This is a genomic window from Pseudomonas sp. BAY1663, assembly GCF_000582595.1.
Classification (GTDB): Bacteria; Pseudomonadota; Gammaproteobacteria; order Pseudomonadales; family Pseudomonadaceae; genus Stutzerimonas; species Stutzerimonas stutzeri_AF.
Map to the genome: position 1 here is coordinate 13,654 of NZ_AZSV01000039.1, position 25,684 is coordinate 39,337.

Consider the following 25,684-nt stretch of genomic DNA (forward strand, 5'->3'; position numbering starts at 1 on the left):
CGGAGAAACGGGGGCCGGTTCTGTCATGTGGCTCATCGTTGTTGTCAGGAATGCTGCCGGTCCACGTCGAATCCGGAGCGCATGCGAGCGGTGAAGCGGCTACCGCGTAGTGGCATGTGGACAGCGTCAGGGGCCAAATGAAAGCCCATTGGCGCGTCGAGAGCAAGCACCGTTCAGTCGCATGACCCGTCGATGGCTCTACGCCGCCTGTTTGGGATGCCGCCCCGCGCCCGGCCTGGACCAGCGGCCGCCGCGCGGGCTCCGCCTGGGCTCAGCGATTGCGGATCAGGCACTGCGCGCTGAGTTCCTCGATGCGGGTCGCGCCGAGCATGGCCATGTCCCGCTGCAGTTCCGCCGCCAAGAGCCCGATGGCATGGCTGACGCCCGCCTCGCCGGCATAGGCCGCCGCGTAGTTGAACGGCCGGCCGATGAACACCAGGCGCGCGCCCAGCGCCAGCGCCTTGAGCACGTCGGTGCCGCGGCGAAAACCGCTGTCGACCATCACCGGCAGTTCGCCGACCGCCGCCACTACCGCCGGCAGCGCGCGCAGCGCCGCGATGGTGCCGTCCAGCTGGCGGCCGCCGTGGTTGGAGACGATCAGCGCGTCGGCGCCGGCATCGCGGGCCTTGCACGCATCGTCCGGATGCAGGATGCCCTTGACCACCAGCTTGCCCGGCCAGAGGCGCCGCACCAGCTCGAGGTAGCTCCAGTTCAGGTGCTACGCCCGGAGAAGTCGCGCTTGACGTTGCGCGAGACCACGGCGACGCCGCGCGTGGCGTAGTTGTTCTCGAAGTGCGGCATGCCATGCTCGAGCAGAGTGCGCAGGAAAGTGCCGAACAGCCAGCGCGGCCGCGCCAACCCGTCGAGGGCCAGGCGCAGGCTGGGGCGCAGCGGCGAGCAGAAGCCGGCGCGGCTGTTGTTGTCGGAGTTGGGCGGCACCGGGTAGTCGACGGTGATCACCAGCTTGTCGAAGCCGGCGCTGCGCACCCGCTCGATCAGCGCCTCGATCCCGGCCCGGTCGCCGGGCAGGTAGGCCTGGAACCAGTCGGTGTTGCCGTTCGCCAGCACCTCCTCCATGCGGATCAGCGAACTGCCGCTGAGAATCATCGGAATGCCGGCGCGGGCCGCCGCCCGCGCCTGTACCAGGTCGCCGCGGTAGGCCGACAGCGCGCTGATGCCCATCGGCGCGATGCCGATCGGCAGCGCATAGCGCTGGCCGAACAGCTCGGTCTCCAGCGAGATTTGCGAGACGTCGACCAGCGCCCGCGGTATGAAGGAGTAATCGTCGAAGGCGCTGTGGTTGGCGCTGAAGGTGCGTCCGTCCTCCGCCGCGTTGGCGATGTAGCCGTAGATCGGCCGCGGCAGGTGGCGTTTCGCGGCGCGCTCGAGATCGTGCAGGTTGAGAATCGACGCCAAGCGTCGTGATGGCTTACCCGGCATGTCGTGGTGTTCCCTACTGATGTGGATGGCGCAGCGCCCAGGCCTCGGGGTTGACCAGATCGCGCGGGCGCTCGCCGCGCAGGGCCTGGCAGAGGTTGTCGATCGCGCAGTTGGCCATCGCCTCGCGGGTTTCCCAGGTCGCCGAACCGATGTGCGGCAGGGTCACCACGTTGTCCATGCGCAGCAACGGCGAGTCGCAAGCGACCGGCTCCTGCTCGAACACGTCGAGCCCGGCGCCGGCGATCAGGCCCTCCTGCAGGGCGCGGATCAGCCCCGCCTCGTCGACCACCTTGCCGCGGGCGATGTTGACCAGGAAGGCCGAGCGTTTCATCGCCTGGCACTGCTGGTAGCCGAGCAGGTGCTCGGTCTGTTCGGTCAGCGGCACGGTGAGGCAGACGAAGTCGGATTCGGCCAGCAGCTGCTCGAAGCTGCGCCGCTCGATGCCCCATTCGGCTTCGAGCGCGGGCTTGGGCGAGGCGTTGCTGTAGAGCACGCGCATGTCGAAGCCTCGCGCGCGGCGGGCAATGGCCTGGCCGATGCGCCCCAGCCCGACCAGGCCGAGCGTCTTGCCGTGCACGTCGTGGCCGAACTGCGCTTCGCCGACGTGCTGCGTCCAGCGCCCCTCGCGCACCATGGTGGCCAGCTCCACCAGCCGCCGGGCGCTGGCCATGATCAGCATGAAGGCGGTGTCGGCGGTGGTCTCGGTGAGCACGTCCGGGGTGTTGGTCAGCAGGATGCCGCGGCGGCTCAGCTCGGCGACGGGCAGGTTGTCGTAGCCCACCGAGATGGTCGAGACGACTTCCAGCTGCGGCGCCTCGTCGAGCATCGCCGGGCTCAGCTGCAGCTTGCCGCCGATCAGCCGTGTGCCCGGCACAGCGCGGCGCCGACCGCCTCGGGCTGGTGCTGCGGTTCTTCGAAGTAGGTGACCTCGAACGCCTCGCGCAGGCGTTGCAGGTGCGCCGGTTTCAGGCGGCGCAGGGCCACGATGCGTTTCCTGTCCATGCGGTGATCTCCCTCAGCTGTACTGCAGTCCCGGCATGTCGAAGCCGATCTCGTCGAGCGTGGCGAACAGTTCCCGGCATTGCGCCTCGTCGAGCTCCACCAGCGGCGGGCGCAGCCGCGCCCATTGGCCGAGGCCGCTGCAGCGCGCGGTGGCCGCCTTGAGCGCGGGAATCATCGGGAAGCGTTCGAACAGCTTGCGGGTCCGCACCAATGCGGCCTGCTGCGCGTCGGCGTCGTCCGCCTGCCAGGTCTTCGCCAGCCGGGCGATCGGCGCCGGGTTGACGTTCGCCGTGGCGCTGATGCAGCCGGCGCCGCCGGCGCGCAGGGTCTGCAGCAGGAAAGGCTCGCTGCCGGCATAGACCTGGAAGCCGTCGGCGGCGAACCGGTCGATCATCGCGCGGGTGTTGGCCCAGTCGCCGGAGCTGTCCTTCACGCCGACCACCTGCCGCGGATAGGCCATGCGCAGGCGCTCGATCAGCGCCAGCGACAGCGGCACCTGCGACACCGGCGGGATGTGGTAGAGGTAGATGCGCAGCGCGTCGTCGGCGACCCGCTCGATCACTTCGCTGAAGTAGCGGAACAGCCCTTCGTCGGAGACGCCCTTGTAGTAGAACGGCGGCAGCATCAGCACCCCCTCGACCCCCTTGCCGACCGCATGGCGGGTCTGCGCGACGGTGTCGGACAGCGCGCAGGCGCCGGTCCCCGGCATCAGCCGGGCGGCGGGGATGCCGGCCTCGATCAGGCGTCCAGCAGGCGGATCTTCTCCTCGACCGAGAGCGAGTTGGCCTCGGAATTGGTGCCGAACACGGCCAGCCCGACATCGGCGGCCAGCAGCCAGCGGCAATGCGCGATGAAACGTTCCATATCCGGCGTGAAGTCCGGGCCGAACGGTGTGATCACCGGCGACCAGACGCGCCCCATGGCATGACTCATGATGCTTTCCTCTATATGTCTTGTTCTGCTGGGTCGGTGGGTTCAGGCCAGCTGTGCGCGCCGCCGGAGCGAGGCGATCAGCCAGCGGAACAGCGGGGTGGCCTGCAGGATCGAGAACGCCGCCATGCACAGCAGCACCACGGCGATCGGGCTGGACAGGAAGATGCCGTAGTCGCCATTGCCGATGAGCATCGACTGGTGGAAGCCATTCTCCATCACCGGCCCGAGGATCAGCCCGATGACCATCGGCGCCGGCGACACGCCGGCCTTCGACAGCCAGTAGCCGAACAGGCCGAAACCGAGCATCAGCCCACCTCGAACAGGCTGTTGTTGATGGCGTAGGCGCCGATGACGCAGAGCGCGATGATGGCGCAGGCGATGAAGCCATCCGGGATGCGCGTGACCATCACGCTGGCCTTGGTGAACATCAGGCCGACGCCCAGCAGCCCGACATTGGCGAAGATCACCGCCCAGATCAGCGTGTAGGTGACATCGCCGTAGTCGGTGAGCAGATTCGGCCCCGGCAGGATGCCCTGCACCATCAGGCGCCGAGCAGGATGGCGGTGGCCGAGCTGCCAGGGATGCCGAGGGCGATGGTGGGGATCAACGCGCCGCCGACCACCGCGTTGTTCGCCGCCTCGGGCGCCGCGACGCCGGCCGGGGCGCCCTGGCCGAAGCCGGTCTTGTCCCTGGCGAAACGCTTGGCCTCGTTGTAGGCGAACCAGCTGGCGGTGTCGCCGCCGGTGCCGGGGATCAGCCCGACGACGATGCCGATCCCGCTCGAACGCAGGATGTTGGGCATCAGCGCCTTCAGCTCGGCGAGCCGGGGAATCAGGCGGTCGGTGATGCGGCTGGCGACCTTGGCGGCGGCATTGGAGTGCTCGATCAGCGACAGCGCCTGGGGAATCGAGAACAGGCCGATCAGGGCCACGGTGAAGCTGATCCCGGAAAACAGGTTGATGTTGCCGAAGGTCATGCGCGGCGTGCCGGTGGTCAGGTCCATGCCCACCGTGCTCACCAGCAGCCCGACCGCGCCGGAGAACAGCCCGTTGATCACCGAGCCCTGGGCCAGCGAACCGATGATGGTGATGCCGAGCACGGCGATGGCGAACAGCTCGATCGGCCCGAACTGCACCACCAGGCCGCCGAGCAACGGCGCCGCCATGAGCAGCGCGACCCCGCTCAGCAGGCCGCCGATGAAGGACGCGAACAGCGAGATGCCCAGCGCCTTGCCCGCCTGGCCCTGTTGCGACATCGGGAAGCCGTCGAGCACGGTGGCGGCGGCCGAAGGCGTACCCGGCGTGCGCAGCAGGATCGCAGCGATCGAGCCGCCATAGGACGCGCCGACGTAGAGCGAGGCGAGCATGCTCAGGCCGGTGGCGGTATCCATGCTGAAGGTCAGCGGCAGCAGCAGGGCCAGCGCCATGGTGGCGGACAGCCCCGGCATGGCGCCGACGAACAGCCCCAACAGGGTGCCGCCGAGTATCGCAGCGATATTGGACAGGGTCAGCACATTGGCCAGCCCGGTCAGGACGATCGAAGTTTCCACGAATAAGGCCTCGCCGAAGGTGGAAGAGCGGCGATCAGGAGATCGCCGGAGGAAGCAGCGGAACGGGGAGCCCGAGGAAATGGATGAACACCAGGCACACCACGGCCACCAGCGCCACCGTCCCGACGAGCGCGAAGCGCACCGACACCGTACGGATCACCAGCAGCGCCACGGCCATGAACGCCACGGTCGACAGCAGGTAGCCGAGCGTATCGATGGCCGCGACGTAGGCGATGGCCAGGGCGAAGACGGCGAAGGCCGCCGCATGACGCGGGCGCGGACGTTCTTCACTCGCCTCGTCACTCGCCTCGCCACTGCCGGCCGGAGCCCGGCGCAGCAGTTCCGCGAGCACCATGGCCAGCGACAGCAGCGCCACGGTCACCGAGTAGATCAGCGGCATCTCGGCCGCTGCCGCCGGGTAGTTCAGCGCATTGACGAAAAACAACCCGGCCAGGGCGATGCCGAAGAGCCCGAGCAATACTCTGTGCTTGTTCATCGGAACCTCCTCCCGGGGCATTCGCAGGCGCGCTTCACTGCTTGCTACCCACTTCCTGCCAGATACCCTGGAATTCCGTCTCCATGAGTTCGAACATCCTGGCGTAGTCCTCGCCGGTGACGATGTCGATGTTCAACGCCCGCTTCCGGGCATCCGCGAGAAACGCCTGGTCGTTGCGCAGCGCCTCGAAGGCGGCGATCAGCTGCGTGCGCGCATCCTCGGGAATGTCCGCCGGGGCGCTGTAGCCGCGCGAAGAGCCGGCGACCACGTCGATGCCCTTCTCCTTCAGGGTCGGCATGTCGGGCAGGCTGTCGATGCGCTTCTCGGAAAACACCGCGAGCGCTTTCAGGTTGCCGCTCTGCACCTGGCTGTAGACGGTGCCGACGTTGTTGAAGCTGACGTCGATCTTGTTGCCCAGGGCCGCCGTGGCCGAAGGCCCGTCACCCTGGAACGGGACCTTCTTGAACGACAGGCCGGTGGCCTTCTCGATCAGCAGGGTGGTGAAGAAATCGTCGCCGCCCATGCCGGAATTGCCGACGGTGACGACCCCCGGCTTGGCCTTGGCGGCGGCCAGCAGGTCCTCGATGCTGTTGAACGGGCTGTCCTTGCCCACCACGGCGATGCCCGGATCGGTGACCACGTTGGCGATCGGCGTCAGCTCCCGGATGTTGTAGGTGATCGCATCGTTCATGATGTAGTTGGTCATCAGCATGGGGGTGTTGGTGATGCTGATGATCGAACCATCCTTCTTCGACTGCTTGGTCAGCCGCGTCCAGGCGATCGCGCCGGTGGCGCCGGGGATGTACTCGTTGATGAAATTGACCCCCAGCTGCTTGCTGAGGTAGGGCTGCACCAGTTGCGCCAGCACATCGCTGCCGCCGCCCGGCTTGAAGCCCTGCAGCACCCGGACCTCGTCGCCGGCGACGTATTCCGCCTGGACGGTGAAGGGCGCCGCAACCAGCGTTGCGGCACACAGGACTACGGTGGACAGTTTCTTGCTCATCTTCATCTCGCTAACTCCACACTATTCTTGGATTTATGTTGTCTGGCGCGAATCGAACCCAGGTCTGTTGGCGCTTCGTCGAGCCGTGGCGCAAGGCCTTCGCGGCGTCCCTTCAGCGGTTATGGATGACTCCTCCTTTCAGCGGTGATGTTCCAATGTCAGCCAGGGCGCGCCGCCGGGCGTGCGCAGCGCGTACTGCGCGACGGCCTGCTCGGCGAAATCGAAGCCCAGTCCGGCCCCCTGGTGCAGCTTGATGTAGCCGCCTTCCTGCTCCAGCTGGCGGTCGATCAGGCGGCGGAAGTTGAGTACCTGGTCGTCCCAGAAGAACTCCACGTAACGCGCGTTCGGCGTGGCGGCCACCAGCGGCGCGTGCACGTCGTGGAACCAGTGCGGGTACATCGGCACGCCGTAGCCGGCGGCCATGGCGGCGATGCGACGCCATTCGGTGATGCCGCCGCAGACCACCGCGTCGGTCTGCAGGATGGCCGCGCCGCCCTTGTCGAGCAGTTCCTTGTGCCGCCAGCGGCCGACCTCCACCTCGCCGGTGGCCACCGGGATCGAGGTGGCCCGCGCCAGGCGCGCGTGGCTGTCGATGTCGTCGACCAGGAACGGCTCCTCGACGAAGGCCGGGTCGTAGCGCTCGAAGCGGCGCACGTACTGCAGCGCCTCGGTGACGTCGCTCCAGCCGTTGTTGACGTCGAGCATCAGCGCCACATCGGGGCCGATGGCCTCGCGCGCCGCCGCCACCCGCGCCTCCTCCTCCTTCGGCGAGAGGCGGCCGGTCTTCATCTTCACCGCCTTGAAGCCGAGCGAGACGTAGTGCGCCAGCTCCTCGCCGAGCAGCTCGGGGGTCTTGCCGTCGAGGTAGTAGCCGCCGCTGGCGTAGGCCAGCACACGCTCGGCGCTGGCCGCGCCAAGGTAGCGGTGCAGCGGCAGGCCGGCGCTGCGCGCGTTGAGGTCCCAGAGCGCGGTGTCGAGAATGCTGATGGCGCGCATGACCACCCCGGCGCGGCCCTGCAGCAGGGCTTCCTGGTACATCTCGCGCCACAGCGCCTCGACGTCCAGCGAGTCACGGCCGAGCAGCACCGGCGCCAACAGCTTTTCCACGGCGATCGGCAGCAGCTCGCCGCCGGCGCTGCCGACGTAGCAGAAGCCGATGCCGGTCACGCCGTCCGCGGAGGTCACCTTGACCAGGCCGTAGTCGCGGGCATGCACGGTGCGGTTGGAGAAGGAGGTGACCCGGTCCAGCGGCACCCGGGCCGCGCAGACGGAAATCGAGGTGATGATGGCCATTGCGTTGTTTTCCTTGTTATCGGCGATGGAACGACGGGCGAGGCCCGATGTAACCGGTTTCATTTCAGTGGCGAAGCGCCCCGGAAGGCTGTGGCGCTGCGGTTGCAAAGGCTATTGACAGACGCTTGTAACCGCTTACATTTGCTCACTGAGGCGATGTAACCGTTTACAAAAAGCTAGAATCGGTTTTTCCTGATGTCAACCACCGTTCGCTCACGGTGATTTTTTTCGACGAACTGCAATGGGAAACTCCATGCCCCAACCCCCTGCCCTGCTGTCGCGCGCCGGCCTGCGCGACGTCGCCCGCCGCGCCGGCGTGTCGACCGCTACCGTCTCGCGCGTGCTCAACGGCAGCGCGGCCGTGCGTGACGACAAGCGCCGCGCCGTGCAGCGCGCCTGCGACGAACTCGGCTACGTGCTCAACGCCGCCGCGCGCACGCTGTCCTCGCGGCGCAGCATGACCATCGGCGCGGTCGTGCCGACCCTGGCCACCGAGACCTTCTCGCGCCCGCTCGCCGCCTTCCAGCAGACCGTGCACCAGGCCGGCTACACCCTGCTGGTGGCCAGCTTCGGCTTCGACGCCCAGGTCGAGCTGAAGGAAGTGCAGACCATGCTCGAACACGGCGTCGACGCGCTGATGGTGGTCGGCCGCACCCACGACCCGAAGATGTGGCAGTTGATCGAGAGCAAGCGCATCCCCTGCGTGCAGGCCTGGGCGCAGGACAGCCAGCACCCCAGCGTCGGCTTCGACAACGTCGCCGTCGCGCGGCAGATGGTCGACCACCTGCTCGCCTTCGGCCACCGCCGCTTCGCCATGCTGGTCGGCGAACCCTCGTTCAACGACCGGGTCGGCGACCGCATCATCGGTACCCAGGCGCGGCTGGCCGAAGTGGGCCTGGAATTGCCGCCGCACTGGCGCCTGGAGACCAACCTGACGCTGGAAGACGGCATCGCCGCCATGCGCCAGCTGCTGCAAGGGCCGACCCGCCCCACCGCGGTCATCTGCGCCAACGACCTGCTGGCCTTCGGCGCACTGCTGGCGGCCAGGAGCCTCGGCGTGCGGGTGCCCGAGGATGTCTCGGTGGTCGGCTTCAACGACTTCGACTACGCCCGCCACATGTCGCCGCCGCTGACCACCTTCCGCGTGGAGCTCGAGCAGATCGGCGCCAGCGCCGGCACCTACCTGCTCGACGCACTGGCCGGCAAACCGCGGCCGGGACCGATCGAGACCGCCACCGAACTGATCGTGCGCGGCAGCTCCGGCCCGGCCCCGCAACCGCCCGGCTGAGAGCCCCATCACCCCGCCTACCATCGACAGACCGAGAGGTAATTGCCCCGTGAACAACAACAACAACGACTCCGGCAGCAAGACCCACGACCCGGCGCGCGGCATGCGCAAGGGCCTGACCAACTACGGCGATGCGGAATTCTCGCTGTTCCTGCGCAAGGCCTTCATCAAGGGCGCCGGCTATTCGGACGATGCGCTGGAGCGGCCGATCGTCGGCATCACCAACACCGGCAGCGGCTTCAACCCCTGCCACGGCAACGCGCCGCAGCTGATCGAGGCGGTCAAGCGCGGGGTGATGCTCGCCGGCGGGCTGCCGGTGGACTTCCCCACCATCTCGATCCACGAGAGCTTCGCCCACCCCAACAGCATGTTCCTGCGCAACCTGATGTCGATGGACACCGAGGAGATGATCCGCGCCCTGCCGATCGACTCGGTGGTGCTCATCGGCGGCTGCGACAAGACCGTCCCGGCGCAGCTGATGGGCGCCGCCAGCGCCGGCGTGCCGGCCATCCAGCTGGTCACCGGCTCCATGCTCACCGGCTCGCACCGCGGCGTGCGCGTCGGCGCCTGCACCGACTGCCGGCGCTTCTGGGGCCTGTACCGTGGCGAGGAGATCGACGCCCAGGAAATCGCCGAGGTCAACGACCAGCTGGTGGCCAGCGTCGGCACCTGCTCGGTGATGGGCACCGCCAGCACCATGGCCTGCATCGCCGAGGCGCTGGGCATCATGCTGCCCGGCGGGGCCACGCCGCCGGCGGTTACCGCCGACCGGCTGCGCATCGCCGAGCGCACCGGCGCGCAGGCGGTGGCGATGATCGAGGCCGGCATCACCCCGACCGCATCCTCACCGAGCAGGCCTTCGAGAACGCGCTGATGGTGCTGCTGGCCATCGGCGGCTCGACCAACGGCATCGTCCACCTGGCGGCCATCGCCGGGCGCTGCGGCATCCAGGTCGATCTCGACCGTTTCGACGAGCTGGGCCGCGACATTCCCGTGCTGGTCAACCTCAAGCCCTCCGGCAGCCACTACATGGAAGACCTGCACAAGGCCGGCGGCCTGGCGCCGGTGCTGCGCGAACTGCGGCCGTTCCTGCACCTGGACGCGCTGACCGTCACCGGGCGCAGCTCGGCGAGGAACTCGACGCCGTCGCCGCCTTCGCGCAGGAGGTGGTACGGCCGCTGGACAAGCCGATCTACCCGCAGGGCGGCATCGCCCTGCTGCGCGGCAACATCGCCCCGGCCGGCGCCATCATCAAGCAGTCGGCGGCCAGCGCCGAACTGATGGAGCACGAGGGCCGCGTGGTGGTGTTCGACGGCCTGGAGGACCTCGCCCGGCGCATCGACGACCCGGACCTGGACGTCAACGCCGACGACGTGCTGGTGCTGAAGAACATCGGTCCGAAGGGCGCCCCGGGCATGCCGGAGGCCGGCTACATCCCGATCCCGCGCAAGCTGGCGCGCGCCGGGGTGAAGGACATGGTGCGCATTTCCGACGGCCGCATGAGCGGCACCGCGGCCGGCACCATCGTCCTCCACGTCACCCCGGAGGCCGCCGAGGGCGGGCCGCTGGCGCTGGTGCAGAGCGGCGACCGGCTGCGTCTGAGCGTCAAGGAGCGTTCGCTGCAGCTGCTGGTGAGCGAGGCGGAACTGGCCCGGCGGCGCCAGCAGGCCAGGCTGCCCGAGCCCCGCGAAGGCGACGAGCGCGGCTATCGCAAGCTGTTCCTCGACAGCGTCACCCAGGCCGATGCCGGTTGCGACTTCGACTTCCTGCGCAGCCGTGCCGCGCGCGCCAGCGTGCCGCAGCCGCGCTGAACCGACCCGTCGCCCCGCACGCGGGGCGATTCCCCTGCAATACCTCGAACCCCGATCTGGAGTCCCGAATGAACTCGACCGAACCCACGCAGTACCTGTTCGATCCCGTCATCCCCAGCCTGGCCGTGGCCGGCAGCGACCGGCGCTTCCCGGTGCGGCGCGTCTACTGCGTCGGCCGCAACTACGCCGAGCACGCCCGCGAGATGGGCCACGACCCGGACCGCGAACCGCCGTTCTTCTTCACCAAGCACCCCGACGGCCTGCTGCCGGACGGCGGCGTCTTTCCCTACCCGCCGGCACCCGCGACGTGCACCACGAGATCGAGCTGGTGGTGGCGATCGGCCGCGGCGGTGCCGACATTCCGGTCGCGCAGGCCCTCGAACACGTCTACGGCTATGCCGTGGGGCTGGACATGACCCGCCGCGACCTGCAGGCCGAGGCGAAGAAGATGGGCCGGCCCTGGGCCGTGGCCAAGGCTTTCGACCACGCCGCCCCCTGCTCGGCGCTGGTGCCGGCGGCCGAGATCGGTCACCCGGGCGAGGGCCGCATCTGGCTCGACATCAACGGCGAGACCCGCCAGGACGGCGACCTGGCCGCGCAGATCTGGAGCGTGGCGGAGGTGATCGCGCACCTCTCGCGGCTGTTCGTGCTCGAGCCGGGCGACCTGATCATGACCGGCACCCCGGCCGGCGTCGGCCCGGTCGAACCCGGCGACCGCCTGAGCGGCGGCGTGCAGGGCATCGGCCGGCTCGAGATCGTCGTCGGCGACCGGTGACGGCGGGGGAGCACGCCGCCCGGCGTTGAAACGGGCGTCATCGGCGAACGGCTGCACCGTCCGTCGCGGCGCCCTGATAGAATGCCGCGATGCATGACGATCTCTCCCTCCTCCTGAACTCCCTCAACGATGCCCAGCGCCAGGCCGTGGCCGCGCCGCTGGGCCGTCAACTGGTGCTGGCCGGCGCCGGCTCGGGCAAGACCCGGGTGCTGGTGCACCGCATCGCCTGGCTGCACCAGGTCGAACGCGCCTCGCTGCATTCGATCCTCTCGGTGACCTTCACCAACAAGGCCGCCGCCGAGATGCGCCAGCGCATCGAGCAGCTGCTGCACGTCAACCCGCAGGGCATGTGGGTCGGCACCTTCCACGGCCTGGCACACCGCCTGCTGCGCGCCCACTGGCAGGAAGCGAAGCTGGACCAGAATTTCCAGATCCTCGACTCCGACGACCAGCAGCGCCTGGTCAAGCGGGTGATCCGCGAGCTCGGCCTCGACGAGCAGCGCTGGCCGGCGCGCCAGGCGCAGTGGTGGATCAACGCGCAGAAGGACGAGGGCCTGCGCCCGCAGAACATCCAGGCCGGCGGCGACCTGTTCCTCGCCACCCAATTGAAGATCTACGAGGCCTACGAGCAGGCCTGCGCGCGCGCCGGGGTGATCGACTTCTCCGAGCTGCTGCTGCGCGCGCTGGACCTGTGGCGCAACCATCCAGGCCTGCTGGAGCACTACCAGCGGCGCTTCCGCCACGTGCTGGTCGACGAATTCCAGGACACCAACGCCGTGCAGTACGCCTGGCTGCGCCTGCTCGCCAAGGGCGGCGAGAGCCTGATGGTGGTCGGCGACGACGACCAGTCGATCTACGGCTGGCGCGGCGCGCGGATCGAGAACCTGCACCAGTTCAGCGCCGATTTCCCGGATGCCGAAACCATCCGCCTGGAGCAGAACTACCGCTCCACCGCCTGCATCCTCAAGGCCGCCAACGCACTGATCGCCAACAACCAGGGCCGCCTGGGCAAGGAGCTGTGGACCGAAGGCTGCGAGGGCGAGCCGATCAGCCTGTATGCCGCGTTCAACGAGCACGACGAGGCGCGCTACGTGGTCGAGAGCATCGAGAAGGCGATCAAGGACGGCACCAGCCGCAGCGAGATCGCCATCCTCTATCGCTCCAACGCCCAGTCGCGAGTGCTGGAAGAGGCGCTGCTGCGCGAGAAGATCCCCTACCGCATCTACGGCGGCCAGCGCTTCTTCGAGCGCGCCGAGATCAAGAACGCCATGGCCTACCTGCGCCTGATCCAGACCCGCCACAACGACGCGGCGCTGGAGCGGGTGATCAACCTGCCGGCGCGCGGCATCGGCGAGAAGACCGTCGAGACCCTGCGCCAGCTGGCGCGCCAGGACGAGATCTCGCTGTGGGCGGCGCTGCACCAGGCGGTCGGCACCAAGCTCGTCTCCGGTCGCGCCGCCAGCGCGCTGAACGGCTTCGTCGAGCTGGTCGACAGCCTGGCGCTGAAGGTCGAGAAACTGCCGCTGCACAGCATGGCGCAGGTGGTCATCGAGGACTCCGGCCTGCTCGCCTACCACCGCGACGAGAAGGGCGAGAAGGCCCAGGCGCGGGTGGAGAACCTCGAGGAACTGGTCTCCGCCGCGCGCGCCTTCGACAACTACAGCGAAGAGGACGACGACATCCAGTCGCCGCTGGCCGCCTTCCTCGACCACGCCTCGCTGGAGGCCGGCGAACAGCAGGCCGGCGACCACGAGGACAGCGTGCAGCTGATGACCCTGCACAGCGCCAAGGGCCTGGAGTTCCCGCTGGTGTTCCTGGTCGGCATGGAGGAAGGCCTGTTCCCGCACAAGATGAGCCTGGAGGAGTCCGGCCGCCTGGAAGAGGAACGCCGCCTGGCCTATGTCGGCATCACCCGCGCCATGCAGCAGCTGGTCATCACCTACGCCGAGACCCGCCGGCTCTATGGCAGCGAGACCTACAACAAGGTCTCGCGCTTCGTCCGCGAGATTCCGCCGGCGCTGGTGCAGGAAGTGCGGCTGAGCAACACGGTGACGCGCTCGTTCAGCGGCAAGAGCATGGGCGGCGGCTCGCTGTTCGCTGGCGCCGGCGTGCCGGAAACGCCGTTCAGCCTCGGCCAGCGCGTGCGCCATGCGCTGTTCGGCGAGGGCACCATCCTCAACTTCGAAGGCGCCGGCGCGCAGGCGCGGGTCCAGGTGAATTTCGAGGACGAGGGCAGCAAATGGCTGATGCTCAGCTACGCAAAACTTGAAGCCCTATGAGCTTGACGCTAACGTCAACGTCTAATACCAAGAAGAAAGTCACCAAGGAAACCCGCCCCATGAAACGCCGCCATCTGTTCGGTGCTGCCGCTGCCTTGCTCGCTACCCTCGGTCTTGCCGGTTGCAATGACGACAAGAAAGTCGAAACCGCCGGCCAGCAGGCCGCCAGCGAACCGGCCAAGACCTACACCTGGAAGATGGTCACCGCCTGGCCGAAGAATTACCCGGGCCTGGGCACCGCCGCCGAACGCCTGGCCGAACGCGTCAACACCATGAGCGCCGGGCGCCTGACCATCAAGGTCTATGCCGCCGGTGAACTGGTGCCGGCGATGGAGGTGTTCGACGCCGTCTCGCGCGGCACCGCCGAGTTGGGCCATGGCGCCGCCTACTACTGGAAGGGCAAGGTGCCCACCGCGCAGTTCTTCACCTCGGTGCCGTTCGGCCTGTCGGCCATCGAGATGAATGCCTGGCTGAGCAAGGGCGACGGCCAGAAGTTCTGGGACGAAGCCTATGCGCCGTTCGGCGTGAAGCCCATGGTGGTGGGCAATACCGGCATGCAGATGGGCGGCTGGTACAACAAGGAAATCAATGCCCTGGCCGACCTGCGCGGCCTGAAGATCCGCATGCCCGGCCTGGGCGGCGAAGTGCTGGCGCGGCTCGGCGCGACCACCGTCAACCTGCCCGGCGGCGAGGTGTTCACCGCGCTGCAGACCGGCGCCATCGACGCCACCGACTGGGTCAGCCCGTACAACGACCTGGCCTTCGGCCTGCACAAGGCGGCCCGCTACTACTATTACCCCGGCTGGCAGGAACCGCAGGCGGTGCTCGAACTGTTGGTCAACCAGAAGGCCTTCGACAGCCTGCCGCAGGACCTGCAGGCGATCCTCAGCGAAGCGACCCGCGCCGCCAGCCGCGACATGCTCGACGACTACGTCTACAACAACGCCCTGGCGCTGGATCAGCTCAAGCAGCAGGGTGTGGAACTCAAGCGCTTCCCCGACGAAGTGCTCGACGCCATGCAGGAGCAGTCGGAGCTGGTACTCGGCGAGCTGGCCGCGCAGAGCGAGCTGAACGGCCGCATCTGGGCCTCGATGAAGGCCTTCCAGGAACAGGTCAAGCCGATGCACGAGATCTCCGAGAAGGAGCTGTACAACTGGCGTTGATCTGCCCTGCGAGCGGAGCCGCCAGGCTCCGTTCGCCTATCACGGCCTGCCGATCCTCGGCCGGCATGGCCGGACGCGGCCAACGGTCGCAAGCAAAAGCTCGTAACATACTGCCCCTCGCCAACCCCTGCCCGGCTCGGCAGGATGGCGCGCGTACCTCTATCCAATAAAGCGGGAACACTCAATGCAACGTGTGCTTAGCATTTTCATGGCGCTGTGTATCAGCCTGACCTTCGCGTTGGACGCCCACGCCAAGCGCTTCGGCGGCGGCAAGAGCTTCGGCTCGGCACCGAGCCACCAGACCCGCCAGGCGCCCCAGCAGACCCAGGCCACGTCGTCCCAGGCCGGCCGGCAGACGACCGCCGCGCCCAGCGGCGCCTCGCGCTGGCTCGGCCCGCTGGCCGGCCTGGCCGCCGGTGGCCTGCTCGCCTCGATGTTCATGGGCGACGGCTTCGAGGGCATCCAGTTCATGGATATCCTGATCTTCGGCGCGATCGCCTTCCTGCTGTTCCGCTTCCTCGCTGCCCGTCGCCGCCAGCAGCAGCCGGCCATGGCCGGCCATGCGCCGATGCAGCGCGAGATGCCGCAGCAGCCGAGCTCGATCTTCGGTGGCAGCGCGGCGCCGGCAGCCGCCCCGGTGATCAACGCCCCGGCCTGGTTCAACGAACAGAATTTCGTCGCCGCGGCCCGCGAGCATTTCATGGCGCTGCAGCAGCACTGGGACGCCAACGAGATGGACAAGATCGCCGAGTTCGTCACCCCGCAGCTGCTCGGCTTCCTCAAGCAGGAGCGCGCCGAGATCGGTGATGCCTACCAGTCGACCTATATCGACGACCTGCAGATCCAGCTCGACGGCGTCGACGACGATGCCGAGAAGACCACCGCAACGCTGACCTTCAGCGGCGTCGCCAAGACCTCGCGCTTCGACCAGGGCGAGCCGTTCAGCGAAAGCTGGCGCATGGAACGTGCCCAGGGCGAGAACCAGCCGTGGCTGGTGGCCGGTATCCGCCAGAACGCCTGATCGGCACCGTTTCGCAATCCACACCGGCCTGCCTCCGGACAGGCCACGAAGACCCCGCCCCGGCGGGGTTTTTCGTTTCTGCCGCGCCCTCCTGCGACCTTTTGCTGGGCAAAAAAACCGGCCGCGGAGCTAACCACGGCCGGCGCAGCGACGCACCCGGTCATTTCCTGAGGAAGTCCAGCAGGTCCTGATTGAAGCGTTCCTTGTGGGTGTCGGTCAGGCCATGCGGCGCGCCGGGGTAGACGATCAGCTGGGCGCCCTCGATCTGCGCGGCGGAGGCCTTGCCGGAGATATCCAGCGGCACGATCTGGTCGTCGTCACCGTGGATCACCAGGGTCGGCACGTCGAACTTCTTCAGGTCCTCGCGGAAATCGGTGGCCGAGAAGGCGGCGATGGAGTCATAGGTGTTCTTGTGCCCGGCCTGCATGCCCTGGGCCCGCCAGTTGTCGATCAGCCCCTGGGAAACCTTGGCGCCCGGCCGGTTGAAGCCGTAGAACGGGCCGGAGGCCAGGTCCAGGTACAGCTGCGAGCGGTCCTCCAGCGAGGCCTTGCGGATGCCGTCGAACGCTTCCAGCGGCACGCCATCGGGGTTGTCCTCGGTGCGCAGCATCATCGGCGGCACGGCGCTGACCAGCACGGCCTTCTTCACCCGCCCGGTGCCGTGGCGGCCGATGTAGCGCGCCACCTCGCCACCACCGGTGGAGAAACCCACCAGGGTCACGTCCTTCAGGTCGAGCGTGTCGATCACCGCCGCCAGGTCGTCGGCGTAGTGATCCATGTCATTGCCCTCCCAGGGCTGGCTGGACCGGCCGTGGCCGCGGCGGTCATGGGCGACCACGCGATAGCCCTGCGAGGCGAGGAACAGCATCTGCGATTCCCAGCTGTCGGAACTCAGCGGCCAGCCGTGGCTGAAGGTCACCACCGGGCCGTCCTTCGGGCCCCAGTCCTTGTAGTAGAGCTGCACGCCATCGGCAGTGGTGATGGTGCTGGCGGTATGCGCGGCGACGGCGGCGCTGCCGGGCTTCGCCGGTTGCGCGGCCTGGGCGGCGAAGGCGGGCTGCAGCGCGATGGCCAGCAGCGGGAGGGCGAGGGTACGGGTGATGAGGTTCATGGCATGGGTCTCCTGTGCGAATGGGTGGTTGGCCGGGCTCAGTCGGCGATGATCAGCGTGACGTCGATGTTTCCGCGGGTGGCGTTGGAATAGGGGCAGACCACGTGAGCCTGCTCGACCAGGCTCTGCAGCACGTCGCGGGCGACGCCAGGGGCAGTGATGGTCAGTTCGGCCTCGATGCCGAAGCCGGTGGGGATCTGGCCGATGCCGACCTTGCCGGTGATGCGGGTGTCTGCCGGCAGGGCGACCTTCTGTTTGCCGGCGACGAACTTCAGCGCGCCGAGAAAGCAGGCCGAGTAACCGGCGGCGAACAGCTGTTCGGGATTGGTCCCGGCACCACCGGCGCCGCCCAGTTCGCGCGGCGTGGACAGCTGCGCGTCGAGCGCCTGGTCGGAGGAGCTGGCGCGGCCTTCGCGGCCGCCGGTGGCAGTGGCAGTAGCGGTGTAGAGAATCTTCTCGATGGACATGACGGTGACTCCTGTTCCTGAAGTTGCCGGAGCGGTGTTGCCCGGTAAGCGCTATTCTCCTCAGCACGAAAAACTATTGGTGACGTAAAGTCCTGAAAAGTTGATCAGGAGTACGAAAATGGCCGACCGCCTCGCCGCGCTGATGACGCACTTCCCGATGCGTGCCCAGGTGTTCAATACCGGGCCGCTGTGCGGCATCAACACATTGCAGAGCGATGACGTGCACGGGCAGCTGCACCTGGTGCGCTGCGGGGAGGTGGAGGTCCGCTACGGCCGGGAGGCGCTGCACGTCACGCAACCGAGCCTGCTGCTGTTCCCGCGGCCGTTGACGCACCGCTTCATCACCGCGCCGGGCTGCGAGGTGGACATGGTCTGCGCGAACCTGGCGTTCGAGGGTGGCGCCGCCAACCCGATCGCCTCGGCGCTGGCCGATCTGGTCTGCCTGCCGCTGGATGGCGTGTGGGGCGCCGAGCCGGTGCTCTCGCTGCTGTTCGAGGAAGCCTTCGAACAGCGCTGCGGGCGCATGGCGCTGGTCGAGCGGCTGGTGGAGGTGGTGATGATCCAGATCCTGCGTCAGCTGATGGAAAGCAACGCGGTCAGTGGCGGGCTGCTCTCGGGCCTGGCCCATCCACGGCTGCGCAACGCGCTGGTGGCGATGCACGAGGCGCCGGCACAGGACTGGACGCTGGAAGACCTCGCTGCCGCCGCCGGGATGTCACGCAGCGCGTTCGCCACGGCCTTCCGCGAAACGCTCGGGGTGACGCCCGGCCAGTATCTGCAGGGCTGGCGCGTGCGCCTGGCGCAGAAGGCACTGCAGCGTGGGCGACCGCTGAAGGTGATCGCCACCGAGATCGGCTACGGCAGCGAAGCGGCGCTGTCACGGGCCTTCAAGGCACATTCCGGGCAATCGCCGCGGGAATGGAAAAACCAGCTCGCCGGCCCGACCGGCGCCTGAGCGCTTCGGCAAAACGCCGCTGACGGCCTGGCATCAGGCAGATGGAGAGTGGCCATAGGCCTTAATTCGTCCTCCACTTTTCGCAGGTTTGACTAAGCTGCTTACCAGACGCCGGCAATGCATCGGCGTTCAAGCCTGATAAAAAGGAGAACACCGATGGACATGAACCGTCGACAGTTCTTCAAGGTCTGCGGTGTGGGCCTTGGGGCGTCGAGCATGGCGGCATTGGGCATGGCCCCGCCGACGGCGTATGCCGAATCGATCCGGCATTTCAAACTGACCAACACGCGTGAGACCCGCAATACCTGCCCCTACTGCTCGGTCGGCTGCGGGTTGATCCTCTACAGCCAGGGTAGCGGCGGCAAGAACGTCGCCCAGGAGATCATCCATATCGAGGGCGACTCCGACCACCCGGTCAACCGTGGCACGCTCTGTCCGAAGGGTGCGGGCCTGCTGGACTTCGTCCACAGCCCCAACCGCCTGACCCATCCGGAGGTCCGCGAAGCCGGCAGCAACGAGTGGAAGCGCATCGAGTGGAGCGAGGCCCTCGACCGCATCGCCCGGCTGATGAAGGACGACCGCGACGCCAATTTCATCGAGCGCAACGACAAGGGCCAGACGGTCAACCGCTGGCTGAGCACCGGTTTCCTGGCCGCCTCGGCATCGTCCAACGAGGCCGGCTACATCACCCACAAGGTGGTGCGCTCGCTCGGCATACTGGGATTCGACAACCAAGCACGTGTCTGACACGGCCCGACGGTGGCAAGTCTTGCCCCGACGTTTGGCCGCGGCGCCATGACCAATCACTGGAGCGACATCCAGAATGCCGATCTGGTCCTGATCATGGGCGGCAACGCCGCCGAAGCGCACCCGTGCGGGTTCAAATGGGTCACCGAAGCCAAGGCGCACAACAAGGCGCGGTTGGTGGTGGTCGATCCACGCTTCACCCGTTCGGCATCGGTGGCCGATATCTATGCGCCGATCCGTACCGGTACCGACATCGCCTTCCTCGGCGGGCTGATCAACTACCTGCTGGAAAACGACAAGATCCAGCATGAGTACGTGGTCAACTACACCGATGTGGCGTTCATCGTGAAGGAAGGCTTCGGCTTCGAGAACGGCCTGTACAACGGCTACGACGCCGACAGGCGCAGCTACCCGGACAAGTCGGCCTGGGGCTACGAGCTGGACGAGGAAGCTTCGCCCGCGTCGACAAGAGCCTCACTCACCCGCGCTGCGTCTACAACCTGCTCAAGCAGCACTACAGCCGCTATACGCCGGAGGTGGTCAGCAACATCTGCGGCACCCCGCAGGACAAGATGCTGCAGGTCTGGGAGGCCATCGCCGAAACCTCGGCGCCGGGCAAGACCATGACCGTCATGTATGCCCTGGGCTGGACCCAGCACTCGACCGGTTCGCAGATGATCCGCACCGGCGCCATGGTGCAGCTGCTACTCGGCAACATCGGCATGCCCGGCGGCGGCATGAACGCCCTGCGCGGCCACTCCAACATCCAGGGCCTGACCGACCTGGGCCTGCTCTCGAACCTGCTGCCGGGCTACCTGACCCTGCCGCTGGAGGCCGAGCAGGACTACACCGCCTACATCGCCAAGCGCACCGCCAAGCCACTGCGCCCGGGTCAGCTGTCCTACTGGCAGCACTACGAGAAGTTCCACGTCAGCCTGATGAAGGCCTGGTACGGCAAGAACGCCACGGCGGAGAACAACTGGGGCTACGACTGGCTGCCGAAGCTGGACATCCCCGGCTACGACGTGCTCAAGGTGTTCGACATGATGTACCAGGGGCAGGTCAACGGCTATTTCTGCCAGGGCTTCAACCCGATCGCCTCGTTCCCCAACAAGGCCAAGGTCAGCGCGGCGCTGGCCAAGCTCAAGTACCTGGTGATCATGGACCCGCTGGCCACCGAGACCTCGGAGTTCTGGCGCAACGCCGGCGAGTACAACGACGTCGACACCGCCAGCATCCAGACCACGGTGTTCCGCCTGCCGACCACCTGCTTCGCCGAGGAGGACGGCTCGCTGGTCAACAGCGGGCGCTGGCTGCAATGGCACTGGAAGGCCGCCGAGCCGCCGGGCCAGGCACAGACCGACGTGTTGATAATGGGCGGGCTGTTCCATCGCCTGCGCGAGCTGTACCGCAAGGAAGGCGGCGCCTACGCCGAGCCGCTGCTCAACATCGAGTGGGCCTACCGCCAGCCGGAAGAGCCGACGCCGGAGGAAATCGCCCAGGAGTATAACGGCAAGGCGCTGGGCAGCGTGTTCGATCCGCAAACCGGAACCCAGCTGGCCAAGGCCGGCGAGCAGCTGTCCGGTTTCGGCCTGCTGCGCGCCGACGGCAGCACCGCGTGCGGCTGCTGGATCTTCAGCGGCGCCTGGACCCAGGCCGGCAACCAGATGGCGCGGCGCGACAACGCCGATCCCTACGGCATGGGCCAGACGCTGGGCTGGGCCTGGGCCTGGCCGGCCAACCGGCGCATCCTCTACAACCGCGCCTCGGCCGACCCTGCCGGCAACCCCTGGAATCCGCAGAAGAAGCGCCTGGTGTGGTGGGACGGCGGCAAATGGGGCGGCACCGACGTGCCGGACTTCAAGGTCGACTCGCCGCCGGCGGACGGCATGAACCCCTTCATCATGAACCCCGAGGGGGTGGCCCGGCTGTTCGCCATCGACAAGATGAACGAGGGCCCGTTCCCCGAGCACTACGAGCCGTTCGAGACGCCGATCGGGCGCAACCCGTTGCACCCGGACAACCCGCAGGCCACCAGCAACCCGGCCGCGCGGGTGTTCAAGAACGACATGGAGCTGTTCGGCAGCGCCGACGAGTTCCCCTACGCGGCGACCACCTACCGGCTCACCGAGCATTTCCACTTCTGGACCAAGCATTGCCGGCTCAACGCGATCACCCAGCCCGAGCAGTTCGTCGAGATCGGCGAGGCGCTGGCCAAGGAGCTCGGCATCGCCGCCGGCGAGCGGGTCAAGGTGTCGTCCAACCGCGGCTACATCAAGGCGGTGGCAGTGGTGACCAAGCGCATCAAGCCGCTGACGGTCGACGGCAAGACCGTGCATCAGGTCGGCATTCCGCTGCACTGGGGCTTCGCCGGGGTGGCGCGCAACGGCTACCTGACCAACACGCTGACGCCGTTCGTCGGTGACGCCAACACCCAGACGCCTGAGTTCAAGTCGTTCCTGGTCAACGTGGAGAAGGCATGATGGCTACTCAAGACGTGATTGCCCGCTCCGCCACGACCACCGAGCGGCCGTCGATCCGCGAACTCGGCGAAGTGGCGAAGCTGATCGACACCTCCAAGTGCATCGGCTGCAAGGCCTGCCAGGTCGCCTGTTCGGAATGGAACGAACTGCGCGACGAAGTCGGCACCAGCGCCGGAACCTACGACAACCCGATCGACCTCACCGCCGAATCCTGGACGGTGATGAAGTTCGCCGAGTACGAGAACCCCGGCAGCGGCAACCTCGAGTGGCTGATCCGCAAGGACGGCTGCATGCACTGCGCCGACCCGGGCTGCCTCAAGGCCTGTCCGTCACCCGGGGCGATCGTGAAATACGCCAACGGCATCGTCGACTTCAACCAGGACCACTGCATCGGCTGCGGCTACTGCATCACCGGCTGTCCGTTCGACATTCCGCGCATCTCCGAAAAGGACAAGAAGGCCTACAAGTGCACGCTCTGCTCCGACCGCGTATCGGTCGGGCTGGAGCCGGCCTGCGTGAAGACCTGCCCCACCGGGGCGATCGTCTTCGGCAGCAAGGAGGACATGAAGGAGCATGCCGCCGGGCGCATCACCGACCTCAGGGAGCGCGGTTTCGACCAGGCCGGCCTGTACGACCCGGACGGCGTCGGCGGCACGCACGTGATGTACGTGCTGCACCACGCCGACCAGCCGTCACTGTACAGCGGACTGCCGAACGAGCCCACCATCAGCCCGCTGGTCAGCCTGTGGAAGGGCGTGACCAAGCCCCTGGCCCTCTTGGGCATGGGCGCGGCGGTGCTGGCCGGCTTCTTCCACTACACGCGGGTCGGCCCGGCTCGTGTCGAGGAAGACGAGGACGCCGAACTCAGCGAGCCCGTGGTGCACCAGGTCGACCCCTCGGTGCATGTGGTCGACCCCAAGGAGCCGAGACCCTGAAACCGGCGGCCCTCCACGGAGGGCCGCTCTCGGGGCCGCCGATCGCTCAAGGAGCCAACGATGAACAACAACGACGACATCGAACGCTACAACCCGTCGCAACGGACCAATCACTGGATCGTTGCCATTCTCTTCGTCCTCGCCGCGCTATCGGGCCTGGCGCTGTTCCACCCGGCCCTGTTCGGCCTTTCCGGGCTGTTCGGCGGCGGCACCTGGACGCGCATCCTGCATCCCTTCATCGGGGTCGCGATGTTCGTGTTCTTCCTGGTGCTGGCGATCCGTTTCGCCGGGCATAACCGCATCGAAGCGCGAGACCGCCAGTGGCTCAGCCAGATCAACGACGTAGTGCACAACCGCGAAGATCGGCTGCCCGAAGTCGGCCGCTACAACGGCGGGCAAAAACTGCTGTTCTGGGTGCTGATCCTCTGCATGCTGGTGCTGCTCGCCAGCGGCATCGTCATCTGGCGCGAATACTTCAGCAGCTACTTCGGCATCGTCTCGCTGCGCTGGGCAAGCCTGCTGCATGCGGCGGCGGCCTTCGTGCTGATCGTCAGCATCATCGTGCACATCTACGCGGCGATCTGGCTCAAGGGCTCGATGGGCGCCATGCTCCATGGCACGGTCAGCCGCGCCTGGGCGCGCAAGCACCATCCGGCCTGGTACCGGGAGATCAGCGAACGCAAGTAAGCGGCACCGTCGTCCGGCCGAAGGTTCCCGCGCCGCATACGGGAATCGGCGGCTGGGCGCGCCACCGAAAAGCCGCACGGCGGACTATGCTGTGCGGCACAACCACAAGAAAAGGAGTCCTGCGTGGCAGGCACCATTCTCGAGCCCGGGCAGATCGAAGCCGCTGCCAGCAAACCACCCTTCATCAACCTGCCGCCGCGCGACCTGTTCGCCTTGCGCAGCGAGCGCCTGACCATGCTCGCCGAAGATCATCCGCTGGCCGACTACCTGCAGCTGCTCGCCGCCATCTGCCAGGCGCAGCAGCAGGTGCTGGACAACCCACCGCAAACGACGCCACCGGACCCGCACCGCACCCGCGAAAGCCTCAGGCACGACCTGCCGCCGCTGGCCGCCGACACGCTGGTGCGCGACGACGCCTGGCAGCCGCTGCTGGATGCCTGGCTGGACGCCTTCGTGATGCCGGATAACCCTGCCGTAGCCGCCGCTATCGACCAGCTGCGCCAGGCCGACAGCGGCCAGCGCAAGGCCTGGGCCGTGGCGCTGGTCAGCGGCCAGTACGACAGCCTGCCGCCGGCGCTGGTGCCCTTCCTCGGCGCGGCGCTGCAACTGGCCTGGAGCCACTGGCTGCTGCAGCTCGACCTCTCGGCCCTGCGCGAGCGCGAAGACCAGACCCACTGCCCCTGTTGCGGCGCACCGCCGATGGCCGGGGTGATTCGCCATCGCGGCCCGCTCAATGGCCTGCGCTACCTGGTCTGCTCGTTGTGCGCCTGCGAATGGCACTACGTGCGGCTCAAATGCAGCCATTGCCGCAGTACCAAGAAGCTCGACTACCTGCATTTCGAAGGCTCGCCTCAGGGCGTCAAGGCCGAGGTCTGCCCGGAGTGCAACGGCTACCTCAAGCAGCTCTACCTGGAGCTGGCGCCGGACGGCGAAAGCCTCTCCGCCGACCTGGCCACACTGGACCTGGACCTGCTGCTGGCCGAGCAGGGCTACAACCGGCAGGCGCCGAACCTGCTGCTGGCGCCGGGAGGCGAGGCATGAGCAGCAGCCACCTGCCCTCGGTCGACAGACTGCTGCGCGCTCCGGCCTGCCAGCCGCTGCAGCAGCGCTACGGCCGCCAGGCGCTGCTCGATACCCTGCGCGACCTGCTCGACGAACTGCGCGAACCGGCCCGCCATGGCCAGCTCGCCGCGCTGGAACTGTCCGAAGCGGTACTCGCCGGGCGCGCCGGCGAGCGGCTGGCCAGCCAGCACAAGAGCCGCGTGCGCCGGGTGTTCAACCTCACCGGCACGGTGCTGCACACCAACCTCGGCCGCGCCCTGCTGCCGGACGAGGCGATCGAGGCGATCACCCTGGCGGCGCGCTACCCGCTCAACCTGGAATTCGACCTGGCCAGCGGCAAGCGTGGCGACCGCGACGACCTCATCGAAGGCCTGATCCGCGAACTGACCGGCGCCGAGGCGGTCACCGTGGTCAACAACAACGCCGCCGCCGTGCTACTGGCCTTGAACAGCCTCGGCGCACGCAAAGAAGGCATCATCTCCCGCGGCGAGCTGATCGAGATCGGCGGCGCCTTTCGCATCCCCGACATCATGGCCCGCGCCGGGGTGAAGCTGCATGAAGTCGGCACCACCAACCGCACCCACGCCAAGGATTACCAAGCGGCCATCAATCCGCGCTCAGGGCTCTTGATGCGCGTGCACACCAGCAACTACAGCGTGCAGGGTTTCACTGCCAGCGTTGCCACCGCCGAACTGGCGCGCATCGCCCATGCCCACGATCTGCCGCTGCTCGAAGACCTCGGCAGCGGCAGCCTGCTCGACCTCTCGCGTTGGGGCCTGCCGAAGGAGCCGACGGTGCAGGAGGCCCTGCGCGACGGCGCCGACATCGTCACCTTCAGCGGCGACAAGCTGCTCGGCGGCCCGCAGGCCGGGCTGATCGTCGGCCGCAAGGCGCTGATCCAGAAGATCAAGAAGAACCCGCTCAAGCGCGCCCTGCGCGTCGACAAGCTGACCCTCGCCGCGCTGGAAGCGGTGCTCAACCTCTATCGCGACCCCGACCGCCTGGCCGAACGCCTGACCAGCCTGCGCCTGCTCAGCCGCCCGCAGGCGGACATCCGCGCCCAGGCCGAGCGCATCGCCCCGGCACTGGCCACCGTGCTCGGCGAAACCTGGCAGATCGCGGTCAGCGATGCCCTGGGCATGATCGGCAGCGGCGCGCAGCCGGTGGCGCGCCTGCCAGCGCCG

Annotated in this window: 21 protein-coding genes and 4 pseudogenes; 12 read left to right on the plus strand and 13 right to left on the minus strand. The window is 67.7% G+C overall.

The window, feature by feature from the left end; all coding sequences use genetic code 11:
* Positions 1-271: 271 nt before the first annotated feature.
* The 11 genes and pseudogenes from BAY1663_RS25285 to BAY1663_RS12670 form a co-directional block, all read right to left on the minus strand.
* A complete protein-coding gene (locus tag BAY1663_RS25285) occupies positions 272-691 on the minus strand; it encodes an alpha-hydroxy acid oxidase (RefSeq protein ID WP_256206731.1) in 420 nt (139 codons plus the stop codon).
* A 20-nt stretch (positions 692-711) separates the two neighbouring features.
* Positions 712-1,440 (minus strand): alpha-hydroxy acid oxidase, encoded by a 729-nt coding sequence (locus tag BAY1663_RS25290; RefSeq protein WP_256206732.1) that lies wholly within the window; start codon positions 1,438-1,440, stop codon positions 712-714.
* A gap of 13 nt (positions 1,441-1,453) precedes the next feature.
* The gene (locus BAY1663_RS12645) at positions 1,454-2,314 is read right to left on the minus strand and encodes a 2-hydroxyacid dehydrogenase (protein ID WP_371257617.1); all 861 of its coding nucleotides are present in this window, start codon (positions 2,312-2,314) and stop codon (positions 1,454-1,456) included.
* The gene (locus BAY1663_RS26000) at positions 2,296-2,442 is read right to left on the minus strand and encodes a hypothetical protein (protein WP_371257618.1); all 147 of its coding nucleotides are present in this window, start codon (positions 2,440-2,442) and stop codon (positions 2,296-2,298) included. Before BAY1663_RS26000 ends, BAY1663_RS12645 begins: the two co-directional genes overlap by 19 nt.
* 13 nt (positions 2,443-2,455) lie before the next feature.
* Positions 2,456-3,151, minus strand: coding sequence for a dihydrodipicolinate synthase family protein (locus tag BAY1663_RS12650; protein ID WP_218186667.1), 696 nt, complete (start codon positions 3,149-3,151; stop codon positions 2,456-2,458).
* 29 nt (positions 3,152-3,180) lie between these two features.
* Entirely contained in the window at positions 3,181-3,375 is a 195-nt protein-coding gene (locus BAY1663_RS24790) for a hypothetical protein (RefSeq protein ID WP_218186668.1), read from the minus strand.
* 42 nt (positions 3,376-3,417) lie between these two features.
* The gene (locus tag BAY1663_RS24795) at positions 3,418-3,681 is read right to left on the minus strand and encodes a hypothetical protein (RefSeq protein WP_218186669.1); all 264 of its coding nucleotides are present in this window, start codon (positions 3,679-3,681) and stop codon (positions 3,418-3,420) included.
* Positions 3,681-4,822, minus strand: a pseudogene (locus BAY1663_RS12655) (tripartite tricarboxylate transporter permease). The gene BAY1663_RS24795 and the pseudogene BAY1663_RS12655 overlap by 1 nt, the downstream one beginning before the upstream one ends.
* A gap of 136 nt (positions 4,823-4,958) precedes the next feature.
* Entirely contained in the window at positions 4,959-5,420 is a 462-nt protein-coding gene (locus BAY1663_RS12660) for a tripartite tricarboxylate transporter TctB family protein (protein WP_037041328.1), read from the minus strand.
* Between the two features lie 34 nt (positions 5,421-5,454).
* A complete protein-coding gene (locus BAY1663_RS12665) occupies positions 5,455-6,423 on the minus strand; it encodes a tripartite tricarboxylate transporter substrate binding protein (protein ID WP_218186672.1) in 969 nt (322 codons plus the stop codon).
* Between the two features lie 138 nt (positions 6,424-6,561).
* Positions 6,562-7,716 carry a mandelate racemase/muconate lactonizing enzyme family protein gene (locus BAY1663_RS12670; protein ID WP_051497137.1) on the minus strand — a complete coding sequence of 385 codons (1,155 nt, stop codon included), beginning with the start codon at positions 7,714-7,716 and terminating at the stop codon, positions 6,562-6,564.
* A 253-nt stretch (positions 7,717-7,969) separates the two neighbouring features.
* On the opposite strand from BAY1663_RS12670, the gene BAY1663_RS12675 reads away from it, so the two are divergent.
* The 6 genes and pseudogenes from BAY1663_RS12675 to BAY1663_RS12700 all read left to right on the plus strand — a co-directional run bounded on the left by BAY1663_RS12675 (position 7,970) and on the right by BAY1663_RS12700 (position 16,053).
* Positions 7,970-9,004, plus strand: coding sequence for a LacI family DNA-binding transcriptional regulator (locus tag BAY1663_RS12675; protein WP_037041370.1), 1,035 nt, complete (start codon positions 7,970-7,972; stop codon positions 9,002-9,004).
* Between the two features lie 103 nt (positions 9,005-9,107).
* Positions 9,108-10,815 (plus strand): annotated as a pseudogene (locus BAY1663_RS12680) (IlvD/Edd family dehydratase).
* Positions 10,816-10,883: 68 nt separating this feature from the next.
* Positions 10,884-11,590 (plus strand): annotated as a pseudogene (locus BAY1663_RS12685) (fumarylacetoacetate hydrolase family protein).
* A gap of 89 nt (positions 11,591-11,679) precedes the next feature.
* The gene (gene uvrD, locus BAY1663_RS12690) at positions 11,680-13,869 is read left to right on the plus strand and encodes a DNA helicase II (protein ID WP_037041331.1); all 2,190 of its coding nucleotides are present in this window, start codon (positions 11,680-11,682) and stop codon (positions 13,867-13,869) included.
* 59 nt (positions 13,870-13,928) lie between these two features.
* A complete protein-coding gene (locus tag BAY1663_RS12695) occupies positions 13,929-15,032 on the plus strand; it encodes a TRAP transporter substrate-binding protein (protein ID WP_037041335.1) in 1,104 nt (367 codons plus the stop codon).
* A gap of 184 nt (positions 15,033-15,216) precedes the next feature.
* Positions 15,217-16,053: a Tim44 domain-containing protein gene (locus BAY1663_RS12700; RefSeq protein WP_037041337.1), complete on the plus strand. Its 837-nt coding sequence runs from the start codon at positions 15,217-15,219 to the stop codon at positions 16,051-16,053.
* Positions 16,054-16,213: 160 nt separating this feature from the next.
* On the opposite strand, the gene BAY1663_RS12705 is transcribed toward BAY1663_RS12700, so the two are convergent.
* Both BAY1663_RS12705 and BAY1663_RS12710 read right to left on the minus strand, forming a co-directional pair.
* Positions 16,214-17,164, minus strand: a complete 951-nt coding sequence (locus BAY1663_RS12705; RefSeq protein WP_037041339.1) for an alpha/beta fold hydrolase — start codon at positions 17,162-17,164, stop codon at positions 16,214-16,216.
* Positions 17,165-17,202: 38 nt separating this feature from the next.
* The gene (locus BAY1663_RS12710; protein ID WP_037041342.1) at positions 17,203-17,631 is read right to left on the minus strand and encodes an organic hydroperoxide resistance protein; all 429 of its coding nucleotides are present in this window, start codon (positions 17,629-17,631) and stop codon (positions 17,203-17,205) included.
* Between the two features lie 118 nt (positions 17,632-17,749).
* Between BAY1663_RS12710 and BAY1663_RS12715 the strand changes: the two genes are divergently transcribed.
* The 6 genes and pseudogenes from BAY1663_RS12715 to selA form a co-directional block, all read left to right on the plus strand.
* Positions 17,750-18,586 carry an AraC family transcriptional regulator gene (locus tag BAY1663_RS12715; RefSeq protein ID WP_037041345.1) on the plus strand — a complete coding sequence of 279 codons (837 nt, stop codon included), beginning with the start codon at positions 17,750-17,752 and terminating at the stop codon, positions 18,584-18,586.
* A 156-nt stretch (positions 18,587-18,742) separates the two neighbouring features.
* Positions 18,743-21,816, plus strand: a pseudogene (fdnG, locus tag BAY1663_RS12725) (formate dehydrogenase-N subunit alpha).
* Positions 21,816-22,751, plus strand: coding sequence for a formate dehydrogenase subunit beta (fdxH, locus tag BAY1663_RS12730; RefSeq protein ID WP_037041351.1), 936 nt, complete (start codon positions 21,816-21,818; stop codon positions 22,749-22,751). The pseudogene fdnG and the gene fdxH overlap by 1 nt, the downstream one beginning before the upstream one ends.
* Before the next feature lie 60 nt (positions 22,752-22,811).
* Positions 22,812-23,438 (plus strand): formate dehydrogenase subunit gamma, encoded by a 627-nt coding sequence (locus tag BAY1663_RS12735; protein ID WP_037041355.1) that lies wholly within the window; start codon positions 22,812-22,814, stop codon positions 23,436-23,438.
* Positions 23,439-23,561: 123 nt separating this feature from the next.
* Positions 23,562-24,479 carry a formate dehydrogenase accessory protein FdhE gene (gene fdhE, locus BAY1663_RS12740; RefSeq protein WP_037041358.1) on the plus strand — a complete coding sequence of 306 codons (918 nt, stop codon included), beginning with the start codon at positions 23,562-23,564 and terminating at the stop codon, positions 24,477-24,479.
* A partial coding sequence (gene selA / locus BAY1663_RS12745; RefSeq protein ID WP_037041362.1) for an L-seryl-tRNA(Sec) selenium transferase occupies positions 24,476-25,684 on the plus strand: 1,209 nt, incomplete at its 3' end. The genes fdhE and selA, both read left to right, overlap by 4 nt.